The organism is Lonsdalea populi, from assembly GCF_015999465.1.
Classification (GTDB): domain Bacteria; phylum Pseudomonadota; class Gammaproteobacteria; order Enterobacterales; family Enterobacteriaceae; genus Lonsdalea; species Lonsdalea populi.
The window spans coordinates 3,541,510-3,564,480 of record NZ_CP065534.1; the positions used below are offsets into that span (position 1 = coordinate 3,541,510).

19 protein-coding genes are annotated in these 22,971 nt (G+C 59.3%); 6 read left to right on the forward strand and 13 right to left on the reverse strand.

The window, feature by feature from the left end; genetic code table 11:
• Nucleotides 1-24: 24 nt before the first annotated feature.
• Genes phnL through phnP form a run of 4 tightly spaced genes read left to right on the forward strand, consistent with a single transcriptional unit; the run spans nt 25 to nt 3,195 of the window.
• Nucleotides 25-744, forward strand: coding sequence for a phosphonate C-P lyase system protein PhnL (gene phnL / locus I6N93_RS15690; RefSeq protein ID WP_085685850.1), 720 nt, complete (start codon nt 25-27; stop codon nt 742-744).
• Nucleotides 731-1,867: an alpha-D-ribose 1-methylphosphonate 5-triphosphate diphosphatase gene (gene phnM / locus I6N93_RS15695; RefSeq protein WP_085685852.1), complete on the forward strand. Its 1,137-nt coding sequence runs from the start codon at nt 731-733 to the stop codon at nt 1,865-1,867. Before phnL ends, phnM begins: the two co-directional genes overlap by 14 nt.
• A 1-nt stretch (nt 1,868) precedes the next feature.
• Nucleotides 1,869-2,432 carry a ribose 1,5-bisphosphokinase gene (phnN, locus tag I6N93_RS15700; protein WP_085685853.1) on the forward strand — a complete coding sequence of 188 codons (564 nt, stop codon included), beginning with the start codon at nt 1,869-1,871 and terminating at the stop codon, nt 2,430-2,432.
• Nucleotides 2,422-3,195, forward strand: coding sequence for a phosphonate metabolism protein PhnP (gene phnP / locus I6N93_RS15705; protein WP_085685855.1), 774 nt, complete (start codon nt 2,422-2,424; stop codon nt 3,193-3,195). The genes phnN and phnP overlap by 11 nt, the downstream gene beginning before the upstream one ends.
• A gap of 29 nt (nt 3,196-3,224) precedes the next feature.
• Here the strand turns inward: phnP and pmbA are convergent, their stop codons facing one another.
• Nucleotides 3,225-4,565, reverse strand: coding sequence for a metalloprotease PmbA (gene pmbA, locus I6N93_RS15710; protein ID WP_085685857.1), 1,341 nt, complete (start codon nt 4,563-4,565; stop codon nt 3,225-3,227).
• Between the two features lie 191 nt (nt 4,566-4,756).
• Here pmbA and yjgA point away from each other — a divergent pair, with 191 nt between their 5' ends.
• Nucleotides 4,757-5,308 carry a ribosome biogenesis factor YjgA gene (gene yjgA, locus I6N93_RS15715; protein WP_085685859.1) on the forward strand — a complete coding sequence of 184 codons (552 nt, stop codon included), beginning with the start codon at nt 4,757-4,759 and terminating at the stop codon, nt 5,306-5,308.
• A gap of 49 nt (nt 5,309-5,357) precedes the next feature.
• Here yjgA and I6N93_RS15720 read toward each other — a convergent pair whose 3' ends face one another.
• From I6N93_RS15720 to aaeX, 4 genes are all read right to left on the reverse strand, one after another.
• Nucleotides 5,358-5,990, reverse strand: coding sequence for a LysE family translocator (locus I6N93_RS15720; protein ID WP_085685928.1), 633 nt, complete (start codon nt 5,988-5,990; stop codon nt 5,358-5,360).
• Between the two features lie 140 nt (nt 5,991-6,130).
• A complete protein-coding gene (gene aaeB, locus I6N93_RS15725; protein ID WP_085685861.1) occupies nt 6,131-8,089 on the reverse strand; it encodes a p-hydroxybenzoic acid efflux pump subunit AaeB in 1,959 nt (652 codons plus the stop codon).
• Between the two features lie 9 nt (nt 8,090-8,098).
• Nucleotides 8,099-9,046 (reverse strand): p-hydroxybenzoic acid efflux pump subunit AaeA, encoded by a 948-nt coding sequence (gene aaeA / locus I6N93_RS15730; RefSeq protein ID WP_232100085.1) that lies wholly within the window; start codon nt 9,044-9,046, stop codon nt 8,099-8,101.
• A 7-nt stretch (nt 9,047-9,053) separates the two neighbouring features.
• Complete coding sequence (gene aaeX, locus I6N93_RS15735; RefSeq protein ID WP_085685930.1) at nt 9,054-9,257, reverse strand: p-hydroxybenzoic acid efflux pump operon protein AaeX; 204 nt, start codon at nt 9,255-9,257, stop codon at nt 9,054-9,056.
• A 318-nt stretch (nt 9,258-9,575) separates the two neighbouring features.
• Here aaeX and aaeR point away from each other — a divergent pair, with 318 nt between their 5' ends.
• Nucleotides 9,576-10,514: an HTH-type transcriptional activator AaeR gene (aaeR, locus tag I6N93_RS15740; RefSeq protein WP_085685865.1), complete on the forward strand. Its 939-nt coding sequence runs from the start codon at nt 9,576-9,578 to the stop codon at nt 10,512-10,514.
• Nucleotides 10,515-10,546: 32 nt separating this feature from the next.
• Here the strand turns inward: aaeR and tldD are convergent, their stop codons facing one another.
• The 8 genes from tldD to csrD form a co-directional block, all read right to left on the reverse strand.
• Nucleotides 10,547-11,992 (reverse strand): metalloprotease TldD, encoded by a 1,446-nt coding sequence (gene tldD, locus I6N93_RS15745; protein WP_085685866.1) that lies wholly within the window; start codon nt 11,990-11,992, stop codon nt 10,547-10,549.
• Nucleotides 11,993-12,038: 46 nt separating this feature from the next.
• On the reverse strand, nt 12,039-15,866 hold the full coding sequence (yhdP, locus tag I6N93_RS15750; RefSeq protein ID WP_085685932.1) for an AsmA2 domain-containing protein YhdP: 3,828 nt from the start codon (nt 15,864-15,866) through the stop codon (nt 12,039-12,041).
• 117 nt (nt 15,867-15,983) lie between these two features.
• Nucleotides 15,984-17,453 (reverse strand): ribonuclease G, encoded by a 1,470-nt coding sequence (gene rng, locus I6N93_RS15755; RefSeq protein ID WP_085685868.1) that lies wholly within the window; start codon nt 17,451-17,453, stop codon nt 15,984-15,986.
• Entirely contained in the window at nt 17,443-18,036 is a 594-nt protein-coding gene (locus I6N93_RS15760) for a Maf family protein (protein ID WP_085685870.1), read from the reverse strand. The genes rng and I6N93_RS15760 overlap by 11 nt, the downstream gene beginning before the upstream one ends.
• 9 nt (nt 18,037-18,045) lie before the next feature.
• The gene (gene mreD, locus I6N93_RS15765; RefSeq protein ID WP_085685872.1) at nt 18,046-18,534 is read right to left on the reverse strand and encodes a rod shape-determining protein MreD; all 489 of its coding nucleotides are present in this window, start codon (nt 18,532-18,534) and stop codon (nt 18,046-18,048) included.
• Nucleotides 18,534-19,535, reverse strand: a complete 1,002-nt coding sequence (gene mreC / locus I6N93_RS15770; RefSeq protein ID WP_085685874.1) for a rod shape-determining protein MreC — start codon at nt 19,533-19,535, stop codon at nt 18,534-18,536. Before mreC ends, mreD begins: the two co-directional genes overlap by 1 nt.
• Nucleotides 19,536-19,641: 106 nt before the next feature.
• Nucleotides 19,642-20,685, reverse strand: a complete 1,044-nt coding sequence (gene mreB, locus I6N93_RS15775; protein ID WP_003855260.1) for a rod shape-determining protein MreB — start codon at nt 20,683-20,685, stop codon at nt 19,642-19,644.
• 313 nt (nt 20,686-20,998) lie between these two features.
• Nucleotides 20,999-22,939, reverse strand: a complete 1,941-nt coding sequence (gene csrD, locus I6N93_RS15780) for an RNase E specificity factor CsrD (protein WP_085685876.1) — start codon at nt 22,937-22,939, stop codon at nt 20,999-21,001.
• Nucleotides 22,940-22,971 lie beyond the last annotated feature (32 nt).

Sequence of the window (22,971 nt, forward strand, 5' to 3'; positions counted from 1 at the left end):
CATCACACACAGGAAACGCGATTCATGGATATTAGCCTACGTATTGAAAACGTGAGTAAAACATTTGTACTGCACAACCAACAGGGCGCTCGCCTCCCGGTCTTCAAAGACATCAATCTCGAGGTGAAAAGTGGAGAGTGCGTCGCCCTTCACGGCCATTCCGGCTGCGGAAAATCCACGCTGCTGCGCTCGCTGTACGGCAACTATCTCCCGGATGGCGGCCATATCTACGCGCGCCATCGGGGCAAATGGGTGGATATGGTCTCGGCCGACGCCCGCTACATCCTCACCGTGCGGAAACACACGATCGGCTGGGTCAGCCAGTTCCTGCGGGTCATTCCCCGCATCAGCACGCTGAATATCGTTATCCAGCCCCTGCTGGAACGTGGCGTTTCGCGTAAGCAGAGCGAAATTCGCGCCGGTGAGCTGCTCACGCGGCTGAACGTGCCTGAGCGCCTTTGGTCGCTGGCGCCAGCCACCTTCTCCGGCGGCGAACAGCAGCGAGTCAACATCGCCCGCGGGCTCATCGGTGAAAGCCCCATCCTGCTGCTGGATGAGCCGACGGCCTCGCTGGACGCGGCTAATCGCCAAGCCGTCACCCAATCAATCCTTGAGGCCAAGGAGAGAGGTTCCGCCATCGTCGGCATCTTCCATAATGAGGACGTGCGCGACCGGGTATCGGACCGCATTTACACCATGCCCCTCTCCACGTCACCAGAAGGAGAAACCGATGATCATCAATAATGTACGCATGGTGCTGGCGGATGAGGTCGTCAAAGGCTCGTTGGACGTTCATCAGGGCATCATACGGCACATCAGCGCCACGCCGAGCGCGCTGCCCGGCGCGCTGGACGGTGAAAACGCCTGGCTGATCCCCGGACTGATTGAGCTGCATACCGACAATCTCGACAAATTTTTCACCCCGCGTCCCGGCGTCAGTTGGCCGCCGGAGTCCGCCATGCGCGCGCACGATGCCGCGATTATCGCCAGCGGGATCACGACGGTGCTGGACGCCGTCGCCATTGGGGATACCCGGGATGGCGGTCAACGTCTCGACAACCTGCGCAAGATGACCGACACGGTGATCGCAACGCAGAATGCCGGTCTCAACCGTGCGGATCATCTACTGCATTTGCGCTGCGAGCTGCCGTATAAGGACACACGGCCACTGTTCGAGCAGCTGTGCGATCTGCCGCCGGTCACGTTGGTGTCGCTGATGGATCACTCGCCGGGACAGCGGCAGTTCGTCTCTCGGAAGAAGTACCATGAATACTACCGGGGCAAATATCATTTGAATGACGAGCAGATGGCGCAGTTTGAGGCTGAGCAGCTGGATGGCTCCCAGCGCTGGTCCCAGTCCAACCGCGAGAACATCGTCAGCCTGTGCAGACAAAAAGGGATCACGATGGCCAGCCACGACGATGCCGCTGAAGAGCACGTGATGGACGCCTATCGCCACGGCGTGGCTATCGCTGAATTTCCGACGACGGAGATCGCCGCCCGCACCGCCCACCGGGTCGGCAGGCAGGTGTTGATGGGCGCGCCCAACGTCATTTGTGGCGGCTCGCACTCGGGTAACGTTGCCGCGCATCAGCTGGCGGAAGAAGGACTGCTGGATATCCTCTCTTCGGATTACTACCCCGCCAGCCTGCTGGAGGCCGCCTTTCTCATCGCGGAAGACGACCGCAACGGCTACGGCCTGCCGCAGGCCATCGCGCTCGTCAGCCGCAACCCGGCGCAGGTCCTGAAACTGAACGATCGCGGCGTTATCGCCGAGGGCAAACGCGCCGATCTGGCGCTGGTCCACCGCAACGGCCCACGGATGACGCTGCAACGCGTGTGGCGGGAAGGGAAACGGGTGTTCTGATATGAGCAGACTGATCTACTTGATAGGACCTTCCGGTGCCGGCAAGGACAGTCTGCTGGATGCGATACGCGCCAGCTCGCCGGAGCGCTTGCTGGTGGCTCATCGCTACATCACGCGTCCCGCCGGGTTGCCGGGCGAAAATCACGTCTCCCTCACGGTCGATGAATTTCAGCTGCGTCGGCGATCCGGTCTGTTCGCGTTTTACTGGCAGGCGCATCACTACCACTACGCCGTCGGCATCGAGATCGATCTCTGGCTGGAACGGGGAATAGATGTGGTGGTCAACGGCTCGCGGGCATACCTGGAGCAGGCGAAACAGTATTACGGTTCGCAGCTGTTTCCGCTCTGTTTGGCGGTGTCGCCCGCGACCCTGCGTCAACGGCTGCTGGCGCGCGGACGGGAGAATGCAGACCAGATCGAAGAGCGGCTGCGGCGGGCGCAAGAGCAGCAGCGCCGTCTGCCGTCGGACTGCGCCATGCTGCGCAACGAGGGTCCTCTGCCGCAAACGCTGACGCAGTTCTGGCACCTGCTATCTCAAAAGCATAGGAAAACCGATGTTTTATGATAAATGCCTGACGCCGACCTTCCATTTCCTGGGGACCGGCGGGGCCCAGCAGGTTCCGGCTTTCGGCTGCGAGTGCGAGGTGTGCCACAGCGCCCGATCGTCTCCGCAACGGCGGCGGCGCGCCTGCTGCGCCGCGCTGATTGACCACGGGGAAATGACGCTGATCGACCCGGGCTTGCCCGATTTACACAGCCGCTTCAGCGCCAGGGAAATTCATCGCTTTCTGATCACCCACTACCACATGGATCATGTTCAGGGGCTATTCCCGCTGCGATGGGGTTTCGGCCAAAAGATACCCGTGTTCGGCCCGCCCGATCCAAACGGATGCGACGATCTGTACCGGCATCCGGGCCTGCTGCGATTCGAACCGGCGCTGACGCCCTTCGACACCGTGCGGTTCGGTCGCATAGCGACCACGCCGCTGCCGCTGCGCCACTCCCGGATCACCTATGGCTATCTGTTCCAGACGCCGGACACCTCGCTGGCCTATCTCACGGATACCGTGGGCCTGCCGGAAGAGACCGAGCGTTTTCTGGCCGGACGGCCGGTGGACTATCTGGTGCTCGACTGCAGCGAACCGCCGCAACCCACGCCGCCCAGGAATCACAACGATCTGACGTTGGCGCTGGACATCTTCGAACGGTTGAAGCCGGGGAAAATGTACCTGACGCATATCGGTCATTCACTGGATCGCTGGATGCGCACACACCCGTTGCCGAAGCATGTGCATGCGGCCTACGACGGACTGAGGCTGAAACTGTAGCGGACAAGCGACGCAACAAGCGACACGGATTACGCTCCGGCGATTTTCATGGCCGGCAGCAGAACCGAACCACACTGGATGTTGCTGCGGGTTTCAATATCGTCGCCAACGGTGACGATATTCCGCAGCATGTCCTTCAGATTACCCGCGATGGTGATTTCGCTGACGGGGTACTGGATCTGACCATTCTCCACCCAGAAACCGGCCGCCCCGCGCGAATAGTCGCCCGTCACGCCGCTCACGCCCTGTCCCATCAGTTCCGTCACCAGCAGACCGGTTCCCATCTCGCGCAGCATGCCGTTAAAATCCAGACCGCGTCCGGCGATACGCCAGTTGTGGATGCCGCCCGCGTGACCGGTGCTCTGCATCCCCAATTTGCGCGCCGAGTAGGAGGTCATCAGCCAGGTTTGCAACACGCCGTCTTTCACGATGTCGCGCGACTGCGTGCGCACCCCTTCGCTGTCGAACGGCGTGGACGCCAGCCCTTTGCGCAAATGCGGCAACTCGCTGATCGTCAGCCACTCCGGCAAGATTTGCTGGCCCAGTTGATCCAGCAGGAACGTGGATTTGCGATAAACGCTGCTGCCGCTGATGGCGCCCACCAGATGGCCGAACAGGCCGGTCGCCACCTCTGCGCCGAACATCACCGGCGCCTGCATCGTTGACAGCTTACGCGGCGCCAGCCGGGACAGCGTGCGGCGTGCGCACTCCTGACCGACCCACTCCGGCGTTTCAAGATCGTCCAGCGCGCGTCCGACGGTATAAGCATAATCGCGCTGCATGTTGCCGCCTTCGCCGGCGATCACACAGCTGGACATGGAGTGACGGCTGGAGCAGTAGCTTTGCAACATGCCGTGGCTGTTGCCGAAGACCTTCACGCCGTAGTAGCTGTTGAAGCTGCCGCCTTCCGTATTGGTGATACGTTCATCCGCCTGCAACGCGCTCTGTTCCGCGCGGGCCGCCAGCTCAATGCCGCGCTCCGCATCCAGTTCGGCGGGATGAAACAGATCCAAATCCGGGGCATTAAACGCCAGCAGCGCTTCGTCCGCCGGACCGGCGAAGGGATCCACCGAGGTGTAACGGGCGATATCCAGCGCCGCCTGCACTGTACGCGCGATGGCCTGCGGACTGAGATCCGTCGAGGACGCGCTGCCTTTACGCTGCTGATGGTAGACGGTGATGCCTAACGCGCCGTCGCTGTTGAATTCAACGTTTTCCACCTCGCCATAGCGGGTGCTTACGCCGATCCCCGTGGTCTTGGTCACGGCGACTTCCGCCGCATCCGAACCGGCGCGGGCCAACTCCAGCGCCTGCGCCACTGCCTGTTCCAGCGTTTTTCGCTGCTCTGCAACCTGAGTGATAATTGTCATTGATTCGCCATCATGAGTAAGAAAACATCCTGATAATGTAGGCGGTCACGAAGCGCGTCTGCACGCGATTCGTGCCATACCTCTGCGTAATAAAGAGGTAGCGTGATATTCTTGAGTCTAACAGGATCTGCCGACAATTTCGCAGCAAGCCATAACCTGATAGGATCGGCCTCTTTTTGAGGAAACCACGCATGAATAAACACCCCGAAGACTGGCAGGACGACCTCCCGCCTACCAGCCAGGAAGAAGACGACGACGAAATTATTTGGGTCAGCAAAAGCGAAATCAAACGCGATGCCGAAGCCCTGAAAGATCTTGGGGCGGAACTGGTTTCCCTGGGGAAAAATGCCCTCGAACGTATCCCGCTGGATGAAGAACTGCTGGCCGCCGTCGAACTGGCTCAGCGCATCAAGAAAGAGGGTCGCCGGCGTCAGCTGCAACTGATCGGCAAGATGCTGCGCGCGCGCGATCCGCAACCCATTCAGCTGGCGCTGGATAAACTGAAGAACCGCCATAACCAACAGGTAGCGCTGTTCCATAAGCTGGAGCAACTGCGTGACCGTCTGCTGGCGGAAGGCGATGATGCCCTGAGCGACGTGCTGACGCTTTATCCGCAGGCCGATCGCCAACAGCTGCGCTCATTACTGCGTAACGCCAAGAAAGAGAAAGCCGCCAACAAGCCCCCGAAATCGTCCCGCCAGCTGTATCAATATCTACGCGAACTGGCCGAAGCCGAAGCGTGAAGCCATGACCGGCAGTTGACGTACTCTTTGCCGCCGGTCAGCCTTATCGCTACCTGGCTGATGCCGCCAGCGCGGTACCCGCAAAAATAAACAGCGAACCGGACGCGCGGTTGAACAACCGCAGGCGTTTCGGGTGCGCGAACAGGGAAGACACGCGTTTTCCCATGCAGGCGTAACAGAACATGATGCTGCAGTCCAACACCGTCCAGGTCAACGCCAGCAGCGCAAACTGACCGACGTGCGGCGCGCTGGTGTCGATGAAGTTGGGAAACAACGCAGCGAAGAACAGCAGATCTTTCGGATTGCTGATGCCCACCGTGAAACCACGCCTGAACAGCGTGAATACGCCGGGTTTATCGACCGGCAGCGCGATGCTTTCTGCTTCCGTCACCGGGCCGGTTTTGGCTCGCCACGCCGAAATACCCAGCCAGATCAGATACGCCGCGCCCACCCCCTTCAACAGCATAAACGCCGTCGTCGACGCCGCGAGAACCGCCCCCAGTCCAAGAGCAGAGCCGGTCATCAGCAACAGCGAGGCACAAGCCCCGCCCGCGATAGTGGAGAGCGCACGTCTTTGTCCATAGCGCAGACCATGAGTCATGCTGATGAGGGCCGACGGGCCGGGAATGGCGATCAGCGCCACAATCACGCCGGTGTAAACCAACCAGAGGTGCAAAGTCATCATGCGTCGTTACCTGTGCGTCGGCCGCGCGTGTCGCGGTGGAATAAGTCAAAAATAAGTTGAAGAGAGATGTTACACCGTCCGCTTACACAGAGATAGCCTGCCGGACGGGACGGTACGAAGGGGCTTTTGCGGCGTCGTTAGCCGGTAAACGCATGCTGGTTTCGCCGCAGGAGGGCGATAAGACGGCTGACCGAGGCAAGGGTTTTTTCCGCCACCCGGTGGTCCAGCAGAGCCTGCTGATATGCGTCCATTTCTTCCAGCAACTGCGTAAAATAGCGGCTGCGCGCCGTATCCTGCTTCGCTTTGATTACCCGGCCCGCCGTCGCCCGCAGATGCCGGTGGTGAGCCGCCAGCGTTTCGCTAATGGGGATATCCAACTGACGCAGCCCCTGATGCGCGATGATCAGCGACAGCGCCAGCCGATATTTGGCGATATCGCCCGGAAAGCGGCTTAGCAGCAGAAAGAGATATTGATAAAGCGCGGGCAAGTAGTTGTCCTGCCGTCGCTTCTGGCCCGTGTTCAACGCCGATACCGCACCGAAGACAAAGCGGTTCATCAGCGTCCGTCCCGTCCAGGCCAGGGAGTTGTCCCGAATCAGCAGAATAACGAGATAAGCCAGGAAGCAGCCGATAATTTGCCCGATAGCGCTGTCCAGAAACTGCGCGAGATCGAAGGTCATGGGATTATCAAGCACGATGATGTTGATGGTGCTCACTAAGGCCGCCAACGATCCCAATCGGCGTTTCTGCACCTCAATGCCGATGATAAACGCCATCAGACCCAGGCTCAGGCACAGCAGCAATTGACTCTGTTGCGTGGAAGGCAGCACCAGCATGAACATAAATGCTCCAAGCGGCAGCGCGAACAGCGTCCCGACCAGAAAATCCTTCGCCATCATAAGCGGATTGGGCAAGCGCATCGCCAGCGAGGTGACGACGGCGATCATCACCATACAAACGCTGCCGGAATTCCAGCCCGTCGTTAGCCAAAATAGACATCCCAGCGTAGTGGCCACCCAGGTGCGCAACCCGTTGATCATCGCGTGATGCGTCTCCGCGGACGTCGCCTTAACCGCCACATCCGTCGCCAGGGCATCCGCCTCAATGCGATTGATGCGGCCATTGGTCTGCACCCCCAGCATCAGGAGATGGTATCGCGTCGCCGTTGCCACCCAGCCGACCAGGGGAGCGGGGAGATCGGCGCTATTGACGGCGGCCAGGTAACGCAGCTGGCGTAAGCGCTGACGCCCTTCCTCCGGGGTGGTCACGGGCTGTTCCAGCAGCCTGGACAGACGGTCTTTGAGCGGCGCCTCGCGCTCCTGGAAGATCAGATAGGCTTCGCAGGCCTGAGTGATCATGAGCCATGACTGCGTCACCATGCTTTTCAGACGAAGATTGCTGTTCTGCCAGCGGGATGACTCGATGCGAAGCTGGCTGCGCATGCCGTTCAGCGCCTGGGTTTTACGCACCAGCGCGTGCCAGGTCGTATCCAACTCCGCCTTCGAGACTCCGGACACGCAGCGTTGCAGCAGTTGAAACTGATCCAGCAGCAGCGCTTTCGTCGTGCGGTCGATATCCTGCTTGATGGAGCGGGGAGAAAACAACAGGTCGGCCAGCACGGCGCACACGATGCCCAGCACGATCTCACTACAGCGTTCGACCGCGAGCTGCGGCGCCAACAGCGGCGAGCTCTCGATGGTGACGACGATAATCAGCGCGGTATAGCCCGCCAGCCCAAAGGCGTAGGAGTTTTCCACCCGGACCAACGATGAGATCCACACGCAGGCGCCCGCCCACAGACAGCTCAGCATCAGCATCACAACCGGCGCGCGCGCGGTGTGGACAATGATGATCAGCGCCCCGATACAGCCGATAAACGTTCCTAGAACACGCAGCAGCCCGCGATAGCGAATAGCACCCGAAAACGGCTCCCCGCCGGCGGCGAAGGCGGGCCCGGCGGCCACGAGCGCGGCGGTCAGCACCGCCCAGCGCGGGGTTTCCAGCTGCATATAGAATCCGAGCATAAGCGATAGCAGGATCGCAAAACTCAGCTTAAAGGCAAACCGCAGCCGGATGAATCCAGGGAAATTGAACATGGCGATGCCTTACCCGAACTCGCGCAGCCGGTGCATCAGTTTCAACATCGGCGACATTGATTTCGTATGCGCCGTATTTTCTCCTGTGACCACGACCGTCGCGGTGGTGCCCGCCGGGTAGAGATTATCCATTTGCCGGTCCAAACGAATCTTCACCGGCACCCGCTGCGCCAACCGGACCCACTCCAGATTGGAGTCGACCGTCGCCAAACCGGTGCTATCGGTGGTGATGTTGCTGTTGGTAACCGCCGCCGCCACGCTATCCACCGTTCCGTACAAAATTCGGTTACTGCCGAGCGGCGTGATCTCCACCCGCAAGCCGGGACGGACGCCACCCAGTTTGGTTTCCTCCATATACGCCCACAGGTAATAGGAATCTTTTTTCACCAGCGCGACCACAGTCGCGCCGCGGGTAATGAATTCACCAACCTGCAGATTGAGGTTGGTCACCCCCCCCTCCGACGGAGCGCGAACGACGGTACGATCCAGGTCGAGCCGGGCCAACTCCAGGGAGGCCTGCGCCTGCGCCAGCTGATGCTGCGTGGTTTCCAGCGTATTGCCGTACTGTTCGATTTCCTCACGCGACAGCGCCTGCGTCCCGAGTTTCAGACGGCGGCCAGCTTCCCGTTTTTTCTCGACGACCAGCGATCGATAGTATTCGACGTTCGCCTGCGCTTCGGCCAGCGCTTGCTGATAGCGAGGCCTGTCGACTTCAAACAGGATATCGCCCTTCTTCACCAGTTGGTTGTCATGGACGTTGACGGCGGTCAGCAGCCCGCTGACATCGGGCGCGATAGCGACGATATCGGCGGTGAATCGCGCGTCACGGGTCCAGGGCGACTCGGTGTAGAAAGCCCATACGCGCACGATCGCCACCAGAGCCAACAAGGCCAGCGCCAGCGTAATCGCGATACGTGCGAATTTTTTCAAATAAATTGCCAGAGCGGATGTATTCACAACGACCTCAAAGACCGAAACGGAACAGCAGATAAAACAGGCAGCAGAACAGCGCGGTGTTGAACAATGCGGGATGCCAAACGACATCGTAGATCCCGGTAGGCTGCAGCAGACGGAGACACAGATAAAATAGCGCCAGCGATACCAGCAGGACAAAAAATACCGGAGGGAACGACAGGCCGAACAGGACCATGACCGGAAGCGAATTCATCTTTTTCTTATCTCTCTCACTCTGATGCGCAGTACACCCTGTAAGCAGCATAGCGAATAACCAAAAAAAACCTCCGCTGGCCGTCATCGACGGACAGCGGAGGGGAAGACACAGCAAGACTGATATCAATAATGAAGAACACACGTAACGAATGGTCGGTATGATGAAACGCAGACTTTTTCATTCGTTGAGGTAACAAAGGCAGAAACGCAGCGAGGAGAACACCGTGTTTCCTATTTAGACACGCCTTATTATGGATGTTTATTATGACCTTATCTACCCAGCGTGATCTAAATCACTTTTAATCCAGGCTTAACAATGGAACGACTAAAAAGCATGACCGTGTTCGCCAAAGTGGTGGAGTTCGGATCATTTACCTCCGCCGCCCGGCAGTTGAAAATGAGCGTCTCCGCCGTCAGCCAAACGGTGACCAAGCTGGAAAATGCGTTGCAGGTGAAGCTGCTGAACCGCAGTACGCGCAGCATCGGACTGACCGAAGCCGGGAAAATCTATTACCACGGCTGCCGTCGCATGCTGATCGAAGCGCATGAAGTTCACGATCAGCTCTACGCGTTTACCAACACGCCGATCGGCACGCTGCGTATCGGCAGCACCTCCACCATGGCTCAGAACGTACTGGCAACGATGACGGCGGAAATGCTGAAGGAGTATCCGGGGCTGTCCGTCAATTTGGTCAGCGGCATCCCCGCGCCGGACCTGATCGCCGACGGGCTGGATATCGTTATTCGCGTGGGATCGTTGCAGGATTCAAGCCTGTTTTCCACCCGTCTGGGATCGATGCCGATGGTGGTATGCGCCGCTAAAAGCTACCTGACGCAGAACGGCGCGCCGGAGAAACTGTCCGACATCGACAATTTTTCCTGGTTGGAATACAGCGTGCGGCCCGACAGCGAATTCGAGCTGATCTCGCCCGAAGGATTAACGACGCGGCTGAAGCCGCAGGGGCGTTTTGTCACCAATGATTCCCAGACGCTGATCCGCTGGCTTAAGCACGGCGCGGGCATTTCACATGTGCCGCTTATGTGGGTTTTTGAGGAGATTAAACGCGGCGAGGTGGAAATTCTGTTCGCCCGCTACCATTCCGATCCGCGTCCGGTCTATGCCTTATACACGCGCAAGGACCATCTGCCGCTGAAAGTGCAGGTGTGCATCAATTATCTAACGGAGTACTTCAAAAAGGTGGCGCTGACCTATCAAGGGTATCGCCAGGAGAATCCGCCGCCGTCGGCGCCCTGATAGCACGCGACGGCGGCGGAGGCGAAGGACGATTAAGCCGTGCCGCCCACCGTCAGGCTGTCCAGTTTCAGCGTTGGCTGACCGACGCCAACCGGCAGACTCTGGCCTTCTTTACCGCAAACGCCGACGCCCATATCCAGCGACAGATCGTTGCCCACCATAGAAATCTGCTGCATGGCTTCGATGCCGGAGCCAATCAGCGTCGCGCCTTTGACAGGCTTGGTGATGCGGCCTTTTTCGATCAGATAGGCTTCCGACGTGGAGAACACGAACTTGCCGGAGGTAATATCCACCTGACCCCCGCCGAAGTTCGGCGCATACAGGCCGTAGTCGACGCTGGCGATAATCTCTTCCGGCGTCGACTTACCGTCCAGCATATAAGTGTTGGTCATGCGCGGCATAGGCAGGTGCGCATAGGACTCGCGGCGGCCGTTGCCGGTCGGCGCAACGCCCATCAGGCGGGCGTTGAGCTTATCCTGCATATAACCTTTCAACACGCCGTTCTCGATCAGCACGTTGTACTGTCCCGGTACGCCTTCATCGTCCATTGCCAGAGAGCCGCGGCGGCCTTCCATCGTTCCGTCGTCCACCACGGTACACAGTTCAGACGCCACCAGATTGCCCACCTGACCGCTGAACACGGATGTCCCGCGACGGTTGAAGTCGCCTTCCAGACCGTGACCAACCGCTTCGTGCAGCAGCACGCCCGGCCAACCGGCGCCCAGCACGACAGGCATTGAACCCGCAGGCGCCGCAACCGCAGAGAGATTGATCAGCGCCATACGAACGGCTTCTTTCGCCCAGGCTTCCGCCCGCGCTTCGCCGTCCACCCACTGCCAAAAGTAGTCGTAACCGGTACGCGCGCCGCCGCCGCTTGAGCCGCGCTCACGCTTACCGTCCTGTTCCACCAGCACGCTGACGGACAGACGCACCAGCGGGCGAATGTCCGCCGCCAGGGTTCCATCGGTTGCCGCCACCAGCACCAGCTCATACACGCCGGTCAGACTGGCGCTGACTTCCTGCACGCGGGCGTCTTCCGCACGGGCCGTCGCATCCACGCGCTGCAGCAGGGCGATTTTCTCTTCCCGAGTCAGGCTATCCAACGGGTTTTGGCTCGGATACAGCGCGCGATGCGCCGACTCGCCCAACGCATGTACACGTCCGTTGCCCTGCTCTCTCACGATGCTGCGGGCTGCCTGCGCACTCTGTTGCAGCGCATTTAACGTAATTTGGTCGGCGTAGGCGAAACCGGTTTTTTCGCCGCTGACGGCCCGGATCCCCACGCCCTGATCGATGTGGTAGGAACCGTCTTTGATGATGCGGTCTTCCAATATCCAGGACTCATGGTAGCTGGATTGGAAATAGAGATCGGCGTAGTCCAGACGACGCTCGTTCAGCGTCTCCAGAGTCGTGTTCAAATCGTTCAGGCTCAGCTTGTTGGCTGTGAGTAATTGCTCACTGACTAACGTCAGACTCATAGGATGTCACTCTTTATGTCAAGGTAATCAGATAAACATGCCGCCCTTACTGGCCGGATGTCGCCACGCGGGCTTTGTGCTTTTCGCGCAGAACTTCCTGAATCTCCGGTTGATCCACACTACCGGAAATATGGTAACGAATCAGGGAAAATTTATTCCACAGCGGCGCCAGCACTTTGCTGGCGGCGAATACCGCCGCGCCGACGACGGGATTGACCACAAAGGCCGCCGCCACCCCGACCGTACCGGAAAGCTCCGGCGCAACCGTGGCTTCCATGTTGATCTGCCGCTTCACCAGATCGATATCGCCGCTCATGGCGATGTCCGCCTCCAGCCCATCGACCAGCAGATTATCCGTATGCAGTACGCCGGACTTAATCCAGGCCGAGCTGCGGATGCTGTCGAAGTAGAAGCCTTTGTGAAAGGTATCGCTGAAATCGAACTGCAATTTGCGCAGCAACGCATCAAAGCTGATCAGACGCAGCAGTTGCCCGGCCGACCCGCTGCTCGCGCTGGTGATTTCCCCTTTGCCGAGACGGGTCTGCAAGATACCGCTCAGCGTGGGCAGGACCGGAGACCACGGTTCGCCGTGCCAGTAGAGATCATAATCGATGTTGAATGACTCACTACGCAGCGGCGTGGAAATCCCCAGCCACGCGGCGCTCTCCGTTAGGCTATCGCCCGACAGCCCGCCTTTCAACGAGGTGCGGCTTCCACCCTCCGCCTGCTGCCAGCTGCCGTTGAGGGTCAAACGCGTCTTGCCGTCATCCACCAGTCCGCCACGGATCGAAATCTTGTTTCTCTCCGGCACGAATAATGCCTGAATCCGGCCCAGGTTCTGTCCCATCGCCCAACATTCGTTGCAGTTCACCTGTAGCGTGGGCCATCCGGCAAAGGTCTCGTTGGTGAGGGTAAAGGGCGCCGAGGCTTTGCCCGACGTCGAAGGAGACGCGTTCCCGGACCATTGAGGATTGTAGTAAAGATAGCGAATGTCGCTTCGCCATACGCCGGTACGGGGGATTTCCAAGCGTCCGTCGATCTCGCGGCCGCGCGCCGTCACCGCGGCGCCGCCCGCAGTGGGATACGCGCTCAGCGCCAGATCGCGCCACTGCTGGCCCGCCAGCGTCAACTGCGGCGTCGTCAAGGTGACGCGTTCCGGCAGCGAGAATTCGCCGCCTCCCGAACCTAGGGAGGTCTTCGCGCCGGACAGCAGACCCAACCAGCGTTCGCCGTCAAGCGCGGGAAGGTGCAACGTGACGCCGTCCCCGCCTGTCAGCGCAGGGGCGTTTTTGCCGCCTTCCTGCCAGACCGCCTGAGCCAATGCCACCGAGTGCTTCTTCAGCAGCCAGCGGCTGTTAAACCGCTGACTCTTGGCCAGCACGCCCTGTACCGTAAAGCCGCGCAGGTTCCCTTTAGCGGTTAGCTGTACCGGCAGCGGTTTGCCCGCCGCCTTGTTGAGCGGCGAAGGTAAGTGACTGCTCACTTCCTTCAGGTCGGCCTGCGCATTAACGTCGTAGGTGGCGCCGCCCTTGTGCGGCAACGTCACGCCCACCTGTGTTTTCCAGGAGGCGCTACCGCCCAGCGCGCTCACGACATCGGCAGGCAATCCCGGCAACCGCGCCGGTTGTACATTCCCCTGTAAGTCCACGTTAACCTGAAACGCCTTTTCCTGCTCTTCCGTGGTGAAACCGGCGGTCAGCGGCTGGCCGAACACGGTGGCCTGCAACGGTTCGCTCTTCAAATTGCCGTTGTCGTAGCTGAAGCGGCCGGTGAGCTGGCGCAGCGTAACGCCCAACGGTTTGATGAACAGGCTATTGTCGTTCATCGTGACCTCGCCGCTCGCCCGTACCCGCTTGCCGTTCAGCGGGATGGACAGATGCAGCGTGCTGGCCACGTTGCCGCCGACCTGCAATTGCTGTAGCGCGGTTCCCAGCGTGGATTTCAGCGGCGTCTGCATGAAGTAATCACTCACTTCTTTACCACTGCCGTTCAGGTCGCCGTTGATCAGCAGGAGCTCCTGCTGATAGTTAGGGATCGCGGCATTGATGTCGCGCCCTTCAACGTTGCCGAGCCGCGCCTGCGGCGCATTCATCCACAGCCCGTTGTTCAGGAAGTTCAGGGTAATATTGTCACTGTTCAACGCAGGCCAGCCGGGCTGGAAGCTGAATTTGGCGTTTTTCAGCGGCACCCACACCTGAAATTGTCCGTCATGATGCGTAAAGGGAAAGTTCGAGGGATTGCCCGCAAAAATCAGGGTGCCGTTGTCTACCGCCCCCCCCTGCACCGCCTGACTGAGGTAATCGACCAGGCTTTTTCCCATAAAGTGTTCGGGATAGTAGCGCCACGCCTCAGCCCCATCGCTTAAACGCAGCCCGGCGAGAATATTGAGCTGCGGCTCGCCCTTCGCGGGATGATGGTAGTCAAAATCGCCGTTGACCCACAGCGATTTAGCCTGCACGTCTAATCCTTTCGACCACAGCGACCAGCCTTGGTCGTCGCTTCGCCAGTGCAGGTTCCCTTCCACTTTTTCCATTTCGAGCGGCGCGCGGAACATGCCTGGATAGGGCAATGTGCTCTGGTTCAGTTGAAGATGCACCTCACCGCTTCCCACGCTCCCGCTGACCGTACCGGAAAAGCGGTCCACGCCCGGCAGCATCCGCCCGGGCTGCCAGCTGACATCCTGCCAACCCACCTGAAAGCGGCTGTTCTGCGGCGTCGCCAGCGGAATATCCAGCGCCAGCGTCGTCAGTTGCCCTTTCGGCTGCAACGCCTGCCAGCGTGTTTTCAGATCCGGCATGGAGGAAGAGAGCAAGGGCAGCAACGGCGTAAATCGCTCCAGCGCCAGATTGCCGCTGCGAACACGCAGTTCGCCTTGTAGCGCCTCACCGCCGACCGGTTTATCGGCCGGCAGCCATAGCGCGGAAATCGCCGCCTGCGGCCACGCCTGCCCGTCCGTTGCGACCTTCAACGCCGGGATGGTTAGCTGCCAGCCGTTATCCTGCCGGCTGGCTTGCAGCATCATGTTGTCGACGCTGATGCGGTGCGTCTCGTTTCCATCACGCCAGCCTGCCGTCCCCTCATTCAGCAGAATATCGCCCCCGGCGATCTCTCCGTTACGCACATGCAGCCAGGTCGCCAGACTAAAGTCCGCGTTCTCCAGACCAGTGTTGCTGCGCAGCCAGCGGCTTAGCCAGGGCTTCATATCAATATCATCGGCTTGCAGATAAAGGGTGCCGTCATTCAGCCACCCCTGATCGTCTTGCAAGTCCATGCGCATCTGCACCACACCGTGCTGCCCGTTGAAACTCGACAGGCTGATCTGGCCTTCGGCGCGATGGCGGTTGTTGCCGTTCAGCCAGGTCAACTGGGGAATAAACAGTTCGGCGCGCGGGCCGGAGGGCGTCAGAAAGGTAATATGGCTGTCGCGCAGATCGAAATGGTCGAGCTGACGCAGAAACAGGTCGGCCACCTGGTTCGCCTGCCAGCCGCCATCGTTGTTTTTTTTCGAAAATTGCAGGGGATGTTTGATGTCCAGCTGCATCTGATAGAAAGTCAGATCGCGGAACTGCCAGCGCAGATGAAGCAATGATTGCCACACATCCAGCGCCAGCGTGACCCGTTCAGACCGCCAGTCGGCGTCCGGATGCTGGATGCGGATACGATCAATTTCCAGCGTGGGGCCGAACGGCTCCCAGCGGCCGTTTAGGGCCGCGACCTCTATCGTAATCCCGGAGACGGACTGCGCCCAGGCCACCAGCCGTGGTCTGAAGTCGTCCAAATGCGGCATGACGAGCCTCATCCCGCTGACCGCCAGCGCAACCAGTACAATAAGGGTGGCTCCCGTCGCAAGTACTATTCCGGGCAGTCGCCTCACGCATGTCTCCTTGTTTTCCGTCATCGGCGGCAAAGCTGGCGAAAGCGCCATACCCGCATCACATCGACTCTCCGTTTTCTGCCATCGCTCGCCGCCAGCATCTACCCGCCGTCTGTCTTACATCATCACCACGTCGAACTGCTCCTGACTGTACAGAGGTTCGATCTGGACCTTGACCTGTTTTGCGACAAAGACTTCCACCTCGGCCAGCGCATGGGACTCTTCGCCTTTCAGCGCTTCGCCGACGCGCGGCGAGGCATAAACCAGGAAGCGGTCTGAATCGTAAGCATGATGGACGCGCACGATTTCGCGCAGAATTTCGTAGCAGACGGTCTCGACCGTTTTCACCGTCCCGCGACCGTGACAGGTGGGACAGCCGCTGCACAATACGTGCTCGATACTCTCACGGGTGCGTTTACGGGTCATCTCCACTAATCCTAGTTGAGAGAAACCGCTAATACTGGTTTTTACCCGATCTTTACTGAGCGCCTGCTCCAGCGAATGCAGCACGCGGCGACGGTGGTCTTCGTTGCTCATATCGATGAAGTCGATGATGATGATGCCGCCCAGATTACGCAGTCGCAGCTGGCGGGCGATCGCCTGCGTCGCTTCGATGTTGGTATTGAAGATGGTTTCATCCAGATTGCGATGCCCGACGAAAGCGCCGGTGTTGATATCAATCGTGGTCATCGCCTCGGTCTGATCGATGATCAGATATCCGCCCGACTTCAGTTCCACCTTGCGATCCAGCGCGCGTTGAATTTCGTTCTCAACATCGTACAGATCGAAAATCGGCTGTTTACCCGCGTGAAGCTCCAGCTTGCTGGCCATTTCGGGGATGTATTCGGAGGTGAATTCTACCAACGAGTCGAAGGTCAGCTTGGAGTCGACGCGAATCCTGTCCAGCGCCGCGCCGGCGAAATCCCGCAGGATACGCTGCGCCAACGCCAGTTCGCCATACAGCTGGCAGCGGGTTTTATTGCGTTTTTTACGCTCCATCACCTTGGCCCACAGGCGCTTCAGAAACGCCGCATCTTCCGTCAGCTCCTGCTCGCCCACGCCTTCAGCGGCGGTGCGAATAATGAAACCGCCCTGTTCGTCGCAGTAGGCGGACACGATGTGCTTGAGGCGCTCGCGCTCGGTTTCGCTTTCGATACGCTGGGAGACACCGACGTGCGAGGCGCCCGGCATAAAGACCAGATAGCGCGAAGGCAGCGTAATATCCGTCGTCAGACGCGCGCCTTTGGTGCCCAGGGGATCCTTGACCACCTGTACCATGAGATCCTGCCCCTGGCGTACCAGCTCAGCGATGTCGCGGACGTGGAAGTTTTTCTGTTCATCGCCCGCCACACATTCGGTGTGCGGCATGATGTCGGAGGCGTGCAGGAAAGCCGCCTTATCCAGACCAATATCGACAAACGCCGCCTGCATGCCGGGCAGCACGCGGCTGACCCGCCCTTTATAGATGTTGCCGACGATGCCGCGCTTGGCTTCACGCTCGATGTGAATTTCCTGCATCGTGCCGTTATCAATGTAAGCGACGCGCGTTTCTGACGGTGTAATGTTTACCAGTAACTCAGCGGTCATGGGTTCCTCTTGCTGTACGCAGTTCGGCAAATCGGCTGAACAAGTCAAGGGTTTCCACCAGCGGCAGTCCCACGACGGCGTGGTAGCTCCCGGCAATGGATTTCACGAAGCACCCGCCTTTGCCCTGGATACCATAGGCGCCGGCTTTATCCTTGGGTTCACCGCTGGCAATGTAGCTAACGATATCCTGTTCTGAGAGCCGCCGAAAAACCACCTCGGTGACCACACGTTGACTTAATATTTTCTCTTTATCGGCCAGTGCGATGGCCGTCATTACCTGATGCCGACGGCCGGACAGCGCCCGCAGCATCTCGGCGGCATGCGCCTCATCGCACGGTTTTTCCAGCACGTCGCCTTCCAGCACGACGATGGTGTCCGCACCGAGCACTGGGAGATCCTGCGGTGCGACGGCCACGCCCGCCGCCGCTTTATCCTGCGCCAAACGGCTTACGTAATGCTCCGGCGTTTCGTCAGGCCGTCTCTGCTCTTCCACTTCAGCCGTCAGCGTCACGAACGGGATCTCAAGCATCTCCAGGAGGGTTTTACGCCGGGGAGATGATGACGCCAAATACAGTGCTGTCATGCACGACCTCTATTGTACGGTGAACTGACGGCGGATTTTCCTCATCAGTAAAAACAGCCACGGCCACAGCGCGCCATCGACCACGCAGTTCCACAGCACTTCCGGGCGGAACGCCACATCGTGAACCAGAAACTCGGCCCAGAAGATAAGCAGATCCAGCAACAGCGACAGCAACATCACGATTAACGCCTGCTGCCATAGCGCCATATTGCGGAAGAGCTGGAAGCGAAACGCCACCAGATAGGCCACGATGCTCAGCCCCAGAGCACGCACGCCCAGCGTCGCGCCGAGAATCAGATCGGTGATGATCCCCAGAATGAAGGCGGTTCCCACATTCACCCGGTGAGGCAGCGCCATCACCCAGTAAATCAGAAGCAGCATCAGCCAGGAGGGACGGAACCTATAGATATCATCCGGCCACGGCATAATCTGCAGCACCAGCGCTATCAGGAACGACAGCCAGATGATCCAGTTGCCGTTACGACGATAACGGTTCATTACTCGCCTCCCGGCGCACGACCGCCCTCAGGGGCGCTGTCCGTCGGGGAAACGGCATTTACCGGGGGCGCCGGCGGTCCCATCGCCTCAGGCGACGGCAGCACATGCGGCATCATCTGCATCAGGCGTTCGTTCGCCACGCGCTGCACTTCCTGCGGGGAAATAGCGGCGCGGGCGTCGTTATCCCCGCCCCACAATAGGAGAAGATAGCGTAAACGCTGCAGGCCCGCCGTGGGACGCGCCTGAATGACAGTATAGGCACGCTGAGTGTCGACTTTCACCGAAGAAATGACGCCCACAGGATAACCTTCGGGGAAGCGCCCCCCCAGACCGGACGTGACCAGCACATCCCCGACGCGGATATCGGTATTGTTCGGCAAGTGCTCCAGCTGCAAATCTTCCGTGCAACCGTTACCCGCGGCAATGACGCGGATGTCGTTACGCAGTACCTGGATCGGCAGCGCGTGAGAGGTATCGCAAATCAGCAGCACCCGGCTGGTCAGTTGTCCGACGGCGATCACCTGTCCAACGACGCCTTTATCGCTGATGACCGGCTGGCCTTCATACACGCCGTTGACGGCGCCTTTGTCGATCACAACCTGATCGCTGTAAGGGTCGATACCGGCGGAGAGGACCTGCGTCACCATTTTTTGTTCATCCTGCCGCAGCGGGGAGCCCAGCAGTTCACGCAGCCGCGCGTTCTCCTGCTTGAGCTGTCCTTGCAGCAGCAGGTCGCTGTTTTTCAACAACAGTTCCTGTCGCAGCGCCGTGTTCTCGCGCTCCAGCTGTTCCCGGGAGGTCAGCTTGGCCGAGACGTTGTCCAACGCCGCGCGCGGGCCGTTCGCCAGAAAATAGAACGGGCTGACGACCGTATCCATGTAGGTGCGGATTTTGACAAACGTACCGAGCCGGCTGTCAGCGATAATGATGACAATCGCGGTGATGACGGTAAGAAAAAGTCGCAGTTGCAGAGAGGGTCCCCTGCTAAAAATCGGCTTCATAAAATGGCGTAATCCTCGACAAAGAAAAAGGGGGCCACCTGACGGGATGAACTCAAAAAACCTTCATCCATACGGTTTCCCCCTTCTTTATTTCTGGCAGGCCGGGTTATTCTTCGCTGAACAAATCGCCGCCATGCATGTCGATCATTTCCAACGCTTTACCACCGCCACGCGCAACGCAGGTCAGCGGGTCTTCCGCGACGACCACGGGAATGCCGGTCTCTTCCATCAGCAGACGGTCCAGGTTGCGCAGCAGAGCGCCACCGCCGGTCAGCACCATGCCGCGTTCTGAAATGTCGGACGCCAGTTCTGGCGGGCACTGTTCCAGTGCGACCATGACCGCACTGACGATGCCGGTCAGCGGCTCCTGCAGGGCTTCCAGGATTTCGTTGGAGTTCAGCGTGAAACCACGCGGCACGCCTTCAGCCAGATTACGGCCACGCACTTCGATTTCACGGACCTCATCGCCCGGGTAGGCGGAGCCGATTTCGTGCTTGATGCGCTCTGCCGTCGCTTCGCCGATCAGCGAGCCATAGTTGCGGCGAACGTAATTAATAATCGCTTCATCGAAGCGGTCGCCGCCAATGCGGACCGAAGAGGAGTAGACCACGCCATTCAGAGAGATCACAGCCACTTCCGTTGTACCGCCGCCGATATCCACCACCATGGAGCCGGTCGCTTCGGACACAGGCAGTCCCGCGCCGATAGCCGCCGCCATAGGTTCTTCAATCAGGAACACTTCGCGCGCGCCCGCACCCTGTGCGGATTCACGGATCGCACGGCGCTCAACCTGGGTTGCGCCGACCGGAACACAGACCAACACGCGCGGGCTGGGGCGCATGAAGCTGTTGCTGTGCACCTGTTTGATAAAGTGCTGCAGCATTTTCTCAGTCACGAAGAAATCGGCAATCACCCCATCCTTCATCGGACGGATAGCCGCGATGTTGCCCGGCGTGCGGCCCAACATCTGTTTGGCGTCGTGGCCTACTGCGGCAACACTTTTCGGAGAACCGGCGCGGTCCTGGCGAATCGCCACCACGGAAGGTTCGTTCAGTACAATGCCCTGTCCTTTTACATAAATCAGGGTATTGGCGGTACCCAGGTCGATGGACAAGTCGTTGGAAAACATGCCACGAAATTTCTTAAACATAACTAAAGGATAATCCTGCAAGCTGGGGGCGGAAATACATAAAATCCGCCTACTTTACCAACCACACGCAGCAGCGACAAGGCGCGAACAGGCTCTGCAACGGTGGAAAAGGCGTATGCCGCACAAATTTGGGTTAGGCTCGAAACTCATGGAGGGAGATACCCTCAGGCGGCATCTAGACTGGCCGCGCACAATCCCGAAAATTTGCGCCGACAACGGACATAAAATCTAACATTTTCGCGGTGATATCAGCAGTAACGACACGCTCTCCACGGCGCGCTCATTCTACGCTAAATCGGGCCGGACATTCACATTAAACATGGAACTGCTGTGAATATTTTTTCAGCGTATTCCCGACGGGCGTCGAGTTGGCAAACAACGCGCCTTGCCCGCCACGAACGCCCTTATCCAATAACGTCAACCACTCTTCGCGGGTACGGACGCTGACGGCGCAAACGCGTGTCTTGGTGCCGACGCAGGCGGCGGTCAGACTGTGAATAAATAGCTGGTTCTCCGGATGCTGATCGACGCTACGCACCAGCCCAGGATGCAGTTTAATTACTTCAACCGGCAGCGACTTGATATAGGCGCTGCTCACCAGCGTCAGACCGGCCTGCGCCACCACCAGCCGGCACCCCAATCCGGTCAGCTCCGCAATCACCGGACGAAGACGCCCCAGGTACTGACACACGTCGGCCTCCGCCAGTTCCAGCAGCAGACGAGAGCGATGTTCCTGAGCACTCTGTTGCAGCGTTTCGCATAGCCATCTCAGGAATGAAGGCTGTAGCAGGGAATCCACGGTGATGGGGATCGCCAGCGCGACGTCGGCGTCACCCGCTATCAGCGCGAGTGTGCGGGTCACCAGCAACCGTTCGTAGCTGGCGGTCAGACCGAGCTGGCGCACCAGCGGCATATATTCCGCCTCCAGCAATTCCTGCGTGCCATCGTCAATGCGGCTGCTTAGCTCGTAATGATGCACCCAGCCTTCACGAGTGATTGCCGGTTTTTGGTAGAGACGCGGGCCGCCGCGGGACAGCGTGTCTTCCAGCAATGTACGCCACTTCACGCTCCCCCGCCCTTTTTCCGGCACACGACGGTCAAAAACGCACCAGCCGCTGCCGCCTTGCAATACGGCATGACGGGTGGCGTCTTCCACATTCTCAATGACCTGATCCACCCGCTGACCGCTGCGGTAGGCGCAGATGCCGATATGCAAAATATCGTCTTTATCGATGCAAGACGGCGCAGGCAGGCGCTCAGCGTCCCGCACCATCTGCGCCGCGACGCCGTCCGCATCCTTCAACGAACGATGCGGCAGCAGCACCGCGAGATCGCTGTGGTGATAGCGGGCCAACAGCGAGGCCGGATAGCGCCGAACGAACAAAGCGAGCTGATTAATCAGGGCAGTGCAATACTCCGCCAGCGAGCTGTCATAACCGTGAGTTCCCTGCAGGGTGTCGAAGTCCGGCAGCCGGACCATCATCACCACGCCGTGCGTGCCGACGGACTCCGGATCTTCCAGCTGTGTAGCCAGTTGGTTGTCAAAGAAAAACCGGTTATTCAAACCAGTTTCAGCGTCTTGTGCGACAAAGGCGCGGATCAGCGTATCCACTCGGCCTTTGGCTTCCCGGGCTTCCATCAGATCGCCCAACAGCTTGTCGAGCGCGCCGCTGGCGCTGACCGGCCATTCACGCCCGGAGCCGGGCGGCACGACCTCGCTGTCACCGTAGAGAATACGCTCTGCGCGCGCTTCAAGCCTCTCCTGCCCGGCCATCTGCCGCCGCAGCCAGCGCACGGCATAAAAGATGGCGACCGACATCACCAGCATCACCACCATGACGGACAGAAACGAAAACAAATAACGAGGGGACCCCATCAGCGGATCGACGTAGATCATTTTCAGCGAGATATGAGGATGCTGCATAAGCGACATCTGCGTCCGGCGATACATGATCGTCCGGTCATCGGGCTTGTCTTCCGGCAGGCTGACGATATCGCTGCTGTCCTGCCCCTGGAGGATTTCCAGTTCGACGATCCCCAGGCTCCTCATCACCGGCGGCAGCCACACTACGATCTCGCTGGGCGAGTTCGACAGCAGGGCCTGATCGACGCTGGTCGCCACCGCTTTAAGTTGATGCTCCATGCGTTTCTGGCTGTAGTAAACGAAGCTGGAAATACTGCTGACGAACATTAGCGCGATCGCCAATAGGATCAGCGTCGTCATCAGCATGGAAAGTTTGGTAGTTAATCTCATCCTTGGGTCTTTCACTCCTAAAGCGAGAACCG